The organism is Micromonospora sp. ABR4_055 (assembly GCF_056160425.1).
Genome location: NZ_JBSWXD010000207.1, coordinates 1 through 9,365, shown reverse-complemented (window position 1 = coordinate 9,365; position 9,365 = coordinate 1). Strand labels below are relative to the sequence as shown.

Here is a 9,365-nt window from a genome sequence, read left to right as displayed (position 1 = left end):
AAAGGGGGGGTGTGGGGGGGGTGGGGGTGGTGGGGGAGGGGGGGGGGAACTTTTGGTGGTGGGGTTTTTTTTTTTTGTGGGGCATTTCGATGTCTTCGATTCTGGGGGGGGGTGGCGAGAACGTCGACGATGGGTTGATCGGGGTGGAACCGGCTGTACGCGGGCAGGGTGTGCGACCGCGCGGTCAGTCGGTGAGGCCGCCGATGACGACCGCGAGGTGGACGCCCTGCCTGGGGGCGTCTGCCGGCGGGTTCGTCTGCCCGTGGGCGCGGTGGCAGCCCGACCACCGGCACTCGTCGGTGATGTCGGCCAACTCGACCGAGGAGACGGTGGCGTGTACGCCGTCGAGGTCGAGCAACACCGGTTGGTGGACGGCGGGCTCGTCGCCGTGCCGGCGGATGATGTCGGTGAGCAGGTCGACGAGTTGTTGTGCGGTGGGCACGTGAACGGCCATGTCGGATTCCTTCCAGCCAGGGTGGAGCGTCCGGGCCCGGCCCTGAACTCACCCGCAGGCGTGGTGGTCGAACGAACACGGTGTGGTGTGGCGCGCGTGGAGAAGCAGCCGTGGGTGGCTGGACGCGCGGCCGGTGACGGGTCAGCGCGCCTCGGGGGTGTAGGGAAAGAGGCGGTGGGTGACACGGCAGGCCCACCCGTCCGGGCTTGCCCACATGGGTGATCCGCAACAGAACGGCGGCCGCCGCTGCGGTGGCGCGGTCAACGGCCGTTCGGGGTGGTGGTAGTGCCACCACAGGTTGAAGCCGAGGTCCTCGGCGGCCGTCACGGTCGTGTAGATCCGGGCCGCACGCATGTCGCCGGCGGCGGTGAGCCGCCGCAGCTCCCCCCACCAGCGGGCCGGGTCCTCACGCAGCAGCGGCGGCCGGTCGTCGCGGCGACGCTGCCCGGACAAGGTCTCGTAGGCCCAGTCGTTGATCCCAGGGCTTGTCCGGACAGGCCGGAGTTCCTCACCGCAGCGGCAGGCGTACCGCTGCGGGGGCAGGGCGGTCAGGTCACCGTCCGGGCGGCAGGCGGCCGGCGGCGACGGCCGGGAACGGCTTCGGGGCATCGGTGCTGCTCCTCTCAACAAGGCGAACAGCCCCGGGCACGGCCCGCGCGGCCGTGCCCGGGGGTGTGCGGAGATCCGCACGGGCAACGGCCGGGCGACGGGCCGGAGTCACCGCAGGTGGGCGTGAACGGTGACGGCGGCCGTCCCCGGACCGGCCCGGCGAGGCAGGGGCGGGGTGTGGCTTCTGCGGCGGACAGGCCTACCCGAGGATCGCGGCGGCCCGTCGGAAGAGCCGCTCGGTGAGGTCGGTCAGCGGCATCGCGCTGCTGCTGCTGGACGGGGTGGTGTCGTGCCACGCCGACACCGGTTCGTGCGTCAACCGGGTCCAGGTCATCGCCGGGGTGAAGACCTCGACGAGGGCGTGGCTCTGCTGCGGGTAGGCGTCGCGGTGGATACGGACCCGCAGGAGGAGTCCTCCACCGGTCCGGCGGATCTCGGTGACCTCGTAGCCTTGCCCGTGCTCACCGAAGGTCCGGTCGACCACTGCCATGCCGGCCGAGGTCGGGCGGGAGCTGTGTGGAACATGTGCGCCAAACGGGTCGGCGTCACCGGGTACGTGAACCATGTCGCGGTGTCCTTCCAGACAGGGGTGGGGCGGCGTCGCCACGGGTGGTTCGGCAGGGCAGGGCCCGGGCGGCGCGGTCAGGCCGCCGGGCTGATCCGGCAAGGAGGAAAAGGAACGGCCGCCCGCGCGGGCGGGTAGCCGCACGGTCGACGCCCCCGCTCAGGGGCGGTCCGGCAGGGGTGGCGTCAAACCGGCCGGCAGCGCGTGTCCTCGGCGCGGCGAAATGGGACCCGCGTGGGTGTCCCGCCGGGGTCATCGCGGGGCCGCGGAAGCGTCCACGGCCGACACCGGCGACGATGCCGGCGTCGAAGTGGTGGTCGACGAGGAAGGCGCACCAGCCGGCGCCGATACCGGCTCGGACGCGCCGGAGCAGCTGGCTCTGCGGCTCCCGCAGCGGGATCTCACCGAGGCTGCCGCACCGCCGCCGACGGTGTCGTCTGCCGGTGAACTCGCCGGCCCGCACCGACACCGGCCGCCACCCCGTCAGGCCGCGGGTGACCGGTCACAGACGCTGGTGCTCGCCCGCGTCGACGCGGTCGCCGGTCAGGTAGACCCGGCCGAACTCGTCGTGCATGATCCGCAGCGCCGGAGGCACCGGAGAAGACGCGTCGTGGCGTCGGGCGCGGACACAGGCGTCGGCGAGCCGCTCGACCTCGTCGAGCAGGAGCATGACGCGGCCCATCAGACTGTCTCCTTCCCCGCCCCCGGCCAGACCGCGACCGCGAGCAGCCGCTGGTCGGGGTCGATGGCGGCGAACAGGCGGTGGGCCTGTTCGAGATAGGTCACCCGGTCGGCCATCGCGTCGCTGGCAGCGGCCAGCTTGGCCCCTTCAGCGGTGATGAGCGCGTCACCGGCGATCGCCGCCAACGCGCTGTGATGCCGGTAGGCCATGTGACCGGCCTGGTACATCTCCAGCTCGCCGAGAGCGATCTGCCCCGCGCCGTAGCTGGCGGCGTTGTGCATCCGGATCGCGTTGATCCGGGGCTGGTTGTTGAAGTCCGCGACCGCCGTCTCCCACGGGTACGTCGCCGGGTCCGTCAGGTGCCGGGACTCGTAGACGGGCCACGGGGTGGCGGCGCGGGTGCCGTGCACGACCTGAGTGAACAGCTGGTGACGGATGCCCGCCCCCATGGCGGCGGCGTGCCGCATGCCGTCCAGGTCGAGCAGTCTCACCGGCCCGCCGGCGCAGCACGCCGGACGGCCCTTACGCAGGCTGATCATCCGCCGGTGCTGCCACCGCCGCAGGGCGGGGGACGCCCAGAAACGGGGCGCCAGGGTTCCCTGGACACCGAAGGTGCGATCGAGCTGGTGCGCGGTCAGCGACTCACGGGGCAGCTCGGCCGGAACACAGAGGACCATGGCGCGGATCGTCGCCTTCGGCGCGACCGCCGGGGTGCGGGCACCCTCACGCGGGGTCTTGGGCATGGAACCATCTCCTTCACGGATGGGCGCGTCACAGCGCGCGGAGACAACCGACCCACCAGGTGCGCGGGGTCGGTCTGCGGGGACAGCGGTGGCGCGGGGGTGGTCAGGTGCGGCCTGCGGGTCGCCGCGCGGCGCGGACGTCGACCGGCCCCGGGCAGGGCGGGTGGACGCGGCACACCGGACAGATGCGGCGGTGGTTCCGAGGCGGGACCGGACCGGGGGTGGAGTTGATGAGGTGGTGTTGGTGCCGTGAACGGTAGAAGCCCGCGCTGTCAGCCCGGCCCCACGAGCCGATCGCCGAAAACCGGCGCTGACCTGCGTTGTGAGCCGTACCAGATCAGGCGGGGCCGTCGTGAAGCACTACGCTGTGAGAACCGGCGACCCTCACAGAGGACCTCACCGAGGGCAGACGCGGACGTTCGGCGGCGTCCGGGTACGAGCGCCCACGTTCGGGTATCTGGCAGGCAGCCGGCCGACGCCCGGTTCGCGGCAAATGAGGATCGGTTCGCCCGCGAGACGCGGCATCATCGTGAGCTAACCTTCTTGGCTGTCTCGCCGTGCCCGCAGCGACTGGGATGGATCGCGTAACGCGACGGCGCGTAGCTGGGCTGCAATCACCTGTTGGTGGTCGGGCAGGCCTTCCGGGTGGTCCAGCCACCAGCCCGGTCCCCAGCGCATCACCTTCCCGTAGAGAGTCAGGACGAGACCGGCCTCGAAGTCCGGAGCGGGACAGCGCACCGCCCGCACCAATGGATCGTCGTTCCTCCGCCACTCGTAGCGTCCCGCCCCGGGGACGTACTCGCCGGGTCCACGGTCCTCGAAGCAGTCGAAGAAGAGCCAGCCGGATGTGTCAGCTGAGGCATAGCAAAGCACGCGTTTCTCGATGACGATGCTCGGCGGTCCGTAGCTGGCTTCGACCTCACTGCGACGCGCATCCTGGCCATCGAATCGCTGCCGGACACTATCGGTGAGGTGGTCCCAGTCACCCGTGTCGAGCAGCCGCTCCAGCCGGAGGTAGCCCAAGCGGTGAAACTGCTCGGCGAAGACCGAGGCGACCTCGGCGACGCAGTTGCGCTCCTTGCCGAACATGGCGATGAAGGGTCCGGCGACACCCAACTTCCCGTACGAGCCAAGCACCGTTAGGACAGCGTCCTGGTCCGGCTCCGATGACCGCCTGGAACCCGAGGGCGACGACCTCATCCGCCGCCGGCCTGCAACGCGGCAGATGAGTAAGGAGTCTTTGGGGGTGATTCATTGCCTCCTTGGACGGGCTGCCGGCCTGCTCGAGGCTGTCGGGTGGCGGATCATGGTCGCCTGGTCGGGTTGTTGACATCTGTGGATCAGGGCTCTGGTTCTGGTGACTGTCCGGTGTAGCGTGCCTGGCTGTGGCGAGGGTGGTTGCGGTTCATGGGATCTTGAATACGTTCTTGACGCGTCCGCAGATGGTTGCGGTGTGGGGTCCTGCGTTGTTGGGCGGGGTCGAGTTGGCTGGTGTGCGGGATGCGCTGACTGCCGACGATCTTGATTTTGTGGCGTTTGGTGATGTGTTTCGTGCCCCGGGGCGTTTTCTCGGCGCGGGTGTGCCGCCGTTGACGGCCGGCGATGTCGAGGCGGGTCTGGAGACCGAGTTGTTGGTGGAGTGGTGGCGGGCTGCGGCGGCGGTGGATCCGCTGGTGGCGTCGCCGGATGGGCGGTCGTTGGGTGGGGTGGCGTCGGTGCGGGCGGCGGTGTTGGCGTTGGCGGGGTCGCGGTTTTTGGTTCGGGTGTCGGAGCGGGTGTTGGTGTTCTGGCTGAAGCAGGTTTCCGCCTATTTCGGGCAGCCGGAGGTGCGGGCGGAGATTCAGGGGCGGTTCGCGGCCGTGATCGGGCCGGACACGCGGGTGGTGGTGGCGCATTCGTTGGGGTCGGTGGTGGCGTACGAGGCGTTGTGTGCGCATCCGCAGTGGCCGGTGACGGATCTGGTGACGTTGGGTTCCCCGTTGGGGGTGCCGCATGTCGTGACGCAGCGGCTGCGGCCGCCGCCGGTCCGGGATGGGCGGGGGGATCTGGTGGGGGTCTGGCCGGGGGTGCGGCGTTGGGTGAACATCACCGACGACGCTGACTTCGTCGCGTTACGGCCGAGGCTGCGTGAGGTGTTCGGCGGACGGGTGACCGATGTGGCCATCAGCAACGGGATCGCCGCCCACCAGGTTGAGCGGTATCTGTCGGCTGCGGAGACCGGTGCGGCGGTGTTGGCGGGGTTGCGGTGACCGCCGCTGCGGGTGGCGGGTCGCCGCGACGGTTCCTCATCGGCGCGGCCACCGCCGTCTACCATCCCGATCTGGCGGTTCGTCGCCCTGATCTGGAGTTGGAGGATCGGCCTGAGCTGGCCGACGAGTTGTGGCGGGCCCGGGAGTTGTTCACCGGGTTGGGCTACTCAGCGGTGCCGGGCTTCGGGTTGGGGATGGGCGCGCGGGAGTTCCAGGATCGGCTCCGCGTGTTCCTGACCGATCCGCAGCGGCGTCCGGACGACGTGGTGGTGGTCTACTACACCGGTCACGGTGTCGACCACAATGGTGATCTGCTGCTGCCGATGGCCGATACCGTCGATGTCAGCTGGGGCTCGGTGCGGGCCGGTGACCTGACCGGGCGGATTCTGGACAGCCACACCCTGGGCGAGGTGGCCGGGCAGCAACTGCTGTTCGTGTTGGACACCTGCTATGCGGGCAGCGCGGCCGTGCGGATGAACACAGGCGCCGCCGAGTTTCTGACTCGTCTTCGGGCTCTGGACGGTTCCCCGTCCGTCGCGGTGATCGTCGCCGCCCGGGCTAATCAGCCTGCTGTGCCGGGGGCGTTCACCCAGGCTCTGGCCGCCGCGGTGCATGATCGCTCGGTGGCCGGTTTCGAGGTGCCGTTCCTGCCGTTGGACGCCCTGGTCACCGCGATCAACGCGCGGACCCCACCGTCTCAGCAGGCCCGGTTGATGTTCGTTGGGGAAAAGGCGGCGGAGTTCTTCCCGAACCCGCGTTTCGACAACTGGTTCAGCGACTACGACCTGCGCACCCGTGACCTGCGCGTCCAGCGGGAGGCGCGGGAGCGGGAGCGCCGCGATCATGTGGACCCGCGGGCGCGAGGGCTGGACGCTGCGGGTGGCCGGGATGATCTGTGGTTGTTCACCGGTCGGCATGCCGCGTTGCGGGAGGCGACCCGATGGCTGGCGGGGACGGGGCCGGCGACGTTGGTGGTCACCGGTCGACCGGGTTCGGGTAAGTCAGCGCTGTTGGCGCGTCTGGATGTGCTTGCCGATCCGCGCCGGCGGCGGTGGGTGCCGAATCTGCATCTGTTGCCCGCTGACACGATTCCCGCCGACGGTGCGATCCGCCGGTTCGTGTACGCCCGAGGGCAGACTCCGCAGGATTTGCTGGCCGCGCTCGCTGAGGCGGCCGGTGTCGACAGCATCGGTGGTGTGGATTCGGTCAGCGCCCTGGTCCGTGGGCTTCCCCGTGATGCCGAGCCGGTCGTGGTGGTGGTGGACGCGGTTGACGAGGCGGTGGACAGCGGCGAGGCCCGGAGCGGTCGTGGTTCTCCGGTGGTGGAGCAGGTGCTGGCGCCGCTGGTGGCCGCCGCCGGGCGGATACCGCTGCGGATGATGATCGGCACCCGGTCGCATCTGGTCGACGCTCTCGGCCATCCGGTGCGGCGGATGGATCTCGACTGGCCGGAGTTCGCCGACCGGGAAAGTGTGCACCGGTACGCGCGGAGGTGCCTGACCGAGCTGGTCGACACCTCTCCGTACCGCGGGCAGCCCGCGGCTTTCGTGGACGCGGTCGCCGACGCGGTCGCGGACAGCGCGGGTGACTCGTTCCTGGTCGCGTTGATCACTGCCCGCAGCCTCGCGTTGCGTCCGGAACCGGTCGCCAATCCGTACGATCCGACGTGGCGGGCGGGGCTTCCCCGGCACGCCGCAGAGGCGATGAGCCAGGATCTCGACCAGCGGTTGCGCGGCCAGGCCTCCCGCGCGCGTGACCTGCTGCTGCCCTTGGCCTACGCCGAAACGGCCGGTCTGCCGTGGGAGGACTTGTGGCCAGGGCTCGTGTATGCGCTGACCGGACGTCCGTGCACGAACACCGACCTGGAGTGGCTGATCGAGCAGGCCGGCTACTACATCATCGAAACCAGCCTCGACCGCCGCTCGGTGTACCGCCTCTACCACGAATCTCTCGCCGAGCACCTGCGGGAGGACCGCGACACCGAAGCCGACCAGGCCACGATTGTCGATGTTTTGGTCGACCGGGTCCCCCGGCTGATCGACGGCACCCCGGACTGGTCCCGCGCCCACCCGTACACGGCGGCGGCCATCGCCACCCACGCCGCCGCCAGCGACCGCCTCGACGCACTGATCACCCAGCCGCGGTTCCTGCTCGACACCCCCCCGGCGCCGCTGTCCGCAGCACTGCTCCACACCCGCACCCCGGACGGTCACGCCGCCGCTGACGCCTACCGCCGCGCTCTTGCCCGACTCCGTGCCGCCGCCACCGGCCAGCGTGCTGCCTACCTGCAGCTATCCGCTCGCTGCGCGCGCGCCCCGAAACTCGCCCAGGCGATCGCGGACAGCGGCCTACAGCTTCCGTTTGTCACCGACTGGGCATCCTGCCGCCTACCCGCCCCGCACCACACCATCACCGGTCACACCGGCGGGGTCTGGTCGGTGGCGGTGGGGCAGCTTGACGGCCGCCCGATCGTCGTCTCCGGCAGCCACGACCGGACGGTGCGGGTGTGGGACGCGGCCACCGGCACCCCGATCGGCCAGCCCATCACCGGCCACACCAGGGAGGTGAACGCGGTCGCGGTGGGGGAACTCGACGGCCGCACTGTCGTCGTCTCCGGCAGCGACGACCGGACGGTGCGGGTGTGGGACGCGGCCACCGGCACCCCGATCGGCGACCCGTTCACCGGTCACACCGGCGCGGTCTGGTCGGTGGCGGTGGGGCAGCTCGACGGCCGCACTGTCGTCGTCTCCGGCAGCGCCGACCGGACGGTGCGGGTGTGGGATGCGGCCACCGGCACCCCGATCGGCCAGCCCATCACCGGCCACACCGATTGGGTGCGTTCGGTGGCGGTGGGGGAACTCGACGGCCGCACTGTCGTCGTCTCCGCCAGCGCCGACCGGACGGTGCGGGTGTGGGACGCGGCCACCGGCACCCCGATCGGCCAGCCCATCACCGGCCACACCGATTGGGTGCGTTCGGTGGCGGTGGGGCAGCTCGACGGCCGTCCGGTCATCGTCTCCGCCAGCGCCGACCGGACGGTGCGGGTGTGGGACGCGGCCACCGGCACCCCGATCGGCCAGCCGTTCACCGGCCACACCGGCACGGTCTGGTCGGTGGCGGTGGGGCAGCTCGACGGCCGCCCGATCATCGTCTCCGCCAGCCACGACCGGACGGTGCGGGTGTGGGACGCGGCCACCGGCACCCCGATCGGCCAGCCCATCACCGGCCACACCGGCGCGGTCTGGTCGGTGGCGGTGGGACAGCTTGACGGCCGCACTGTCGTCGTCTCCGGCAGCGCCGACCGGAGGGTGCGGGTGTGGGACGCGGCCACCGGCACCCCGATCGGCGACCCGTTCACCGGTCACACCAGGGAGGTGAACGCTGTAGCGGTGGGGCAACTCCACGGCCGCCCGATCATCGTCTCCGCCAGCGCCGACCAGATGGTGCGGGTGTGGGACGCGGCCACCGGCACCCCGATCGGCGACCCGTTCACCGGCCACACCGGTTGGGTGCGTTCGGTGGCGGTGGGGGAGTTCGACGGCCGCCCGATCGTCGTCTCCGGCAGCGACGACCGGACGGTACGGGTGTGGGACGCGGCCACCGGCACCCCGATCGGCCAGCCCATCACCAGCCACACCAGGGAGGTGAACGCTGTAGCGGTGGGGCAACTCCACGGCCGCCCGATCATCGTCTCCGCCAGCCACGACCGGACGGTACGGGTGTGGGACGCGGCCACCGGCACCCCGATCGGCCAGCCCATCACCGGCCACACCCGCACGGTCTGGTCGGTGGCAGTAGGGGAGTTCGACGGCCGCCCGATCGTCGTCTCCGGCAGCGACGACCGGACGGTGCGGGTGTGGGACGCGGCCACCGGCACCCCGATCGGCGACCCGTTCACCGGTCACACCGGCACGGTCTGGTCGGTGGCGGTAGGGGAGTTCGACGGCCGCACTGTCGTCGTCTCCGGCAGCGACGACCGGACGGTGCGGGTGTGGGACGCGGCCACCGGCACCCCGATCGGCCAGCCGTTCACCGGCCACACCGATTGGGTGCGTTCGGTGGC

The 9,365-nt window shown here is 71.1% G+C and carries 8 protein-coding genes; 2 read left to right on the top strand and 6 right to left on the bottom strand.

All coding sequences use genetic code 11. From position 1 onward, the window contains the following. Positions 1-184 precede the first annotated feature (184 nt). The 6 genes from ACXAHD_RS29560 to ACXAHD_RS29535 form a co-directional block, all read right to left on the bottom strand. The gene (locus ACXAHD_RS29560) at positions 185-454 is read right to left on the bottom strand and encodes a hypothetical protein (protein ID WP_475054748.1); all 270 of its coding nucleotides are present in this window, start codon (positions 452-454) and stop codon (positions 185-187) included. A gap of 141 nt (positions 455-595) precedes the next feature. Further along, the gene (locus ACXAHD_RS29555) at positions 596-1,063 is read right to left on the bottom strand and encodes a hypothetical protein (protein ID WP_475054745.1); all 468 of its coding nucleotides are present in this window, start codon (positions 1,061-1,063) and stop codon (positions 596-598) included. 199 nt (positions 1,064-1,262) lie between these two features. After that, positions 1,263-1,628 carry a hypothetical protein gene (locus ACXAHD_RS29550; protein ID WP_475054742.1) on the bottom strand — a complete coding sequence of 122 codons (366 nt, stop codon included), beginning with the start codon at positions 1,626-1,628 and terminating at the stop codon, positions 1,263-1,265. Between the two features lie 502 nt (positions 1,629-2,130). Next, positions 2,131-2,310, bottom strand: a complete 180-nt coding sequence (locus ACXAHD_RS29545; RefSeq protein WP_475054739.1) for a hypothetical protein — start codon at positions 2,308-2,310, stop codon at positions 2,131-2,133. After that, positions 2,310-3,053 carry a hypothetical protein gene (locus ACXAHD_RS29540; protein ID WP_475054736.1) on the bottom strand — a complete coding sequence of 248 codons (744 nt, stop codon included), beginning with the start codon at positions 3,051-3,053 and terminating at the stop codon, positions 2,310-2,312. The genes ACXAHD_RS29545 and ACXAHD_RS29540 overlap by 1 nt, the downstream gene beginning before the upstream one ends. Positions 3,054-3,587: 534 nt before the next feature. After that, positions 3,588-4,142 (bottom strand): hypothetical protein, encoded by a 555-nt coding sequence (locus tag ACXAHD_RS29535; RefSeq protein ID WP_475054733.1) that lies wholly within the window; start codon positions 4,140-4,142, stop codon positions 3,588-3,590. Positions 4,143-4,642: 500 nt separating this feature from the next. Between ACXAHD_RS29535 and ACXAHD_RS29530 the strand changes: the two genes are divergently transcribed. Next, the gene (locus tag ACXAHD_RS29530) at positions 4,643-5,302 is read left to right on the top strand and encodes a hypothetical protein (protein WP_475054731.1); all 660 of its coding nucleotides are present in this window, start codon (positions 4,643-4,645) and stop codon (positions 5,300-5,302) included. Continuing rightward, positions 5,299-9,365: caspase family protein (locus ACXAHD_RS29525; RefSeq protein WP_475054729.1), on the top strand; the 4,067-nt coding region annotated here is incomplete at its 3' end. The genes ACXAHD_RS29530 and ACXAHD_RS29525, both read left to right, overlap by 4 nt.

Bases quoted from the DNA above. Each gene is read 5' to 3' on its own strand.
- ACXAHD_RS29560 (WP_475054748.1), bottom strand. From the start codon at position 454: ATGGCCGTTCACGTGCCCACCGCACAACAACTCGTCGACCTGCTCACC.
- ACXAHD_RS29555 (WP_475054745.1), bottom strand. From the start codon at position 1,063: ATGCCCCGAAGCCGTTCCCGGCCGTCGCCGCCGGCCGCCTGCCGCCCG.
- ACXAHD_RS29550 (WP_475054742.1), bottom strand. From the start codon at position 1,628: ATGGTTCACGTACCCGGTGACGCCGACCCGTTTGGCGCACATGTTCCA.
- ACXAHD_RS29545 (WP_475054739.1), bottom strand. From the start codon at position 2,310: ATGGGCCGCGTCATGCTCCTGCTCGACGAGGTCGAGCGGCTCGCCGAC.
- ACXAHD_RS29540 (WP_475054736.1), bottom strand. From the start codon at position 3,053: ATGCCCAAGACCCCGCGTGAGGGTGCCCGCACCCCGGCGGTCGCGCCG.
- ACXAHD_RS29535 (WP_475054733.1), bottom strand. From the start codon at position 4,142: ATGTTCGGCAAGGAGCGCAACTGCGTCGCCGAGGTCGCCTCGGTCTTC.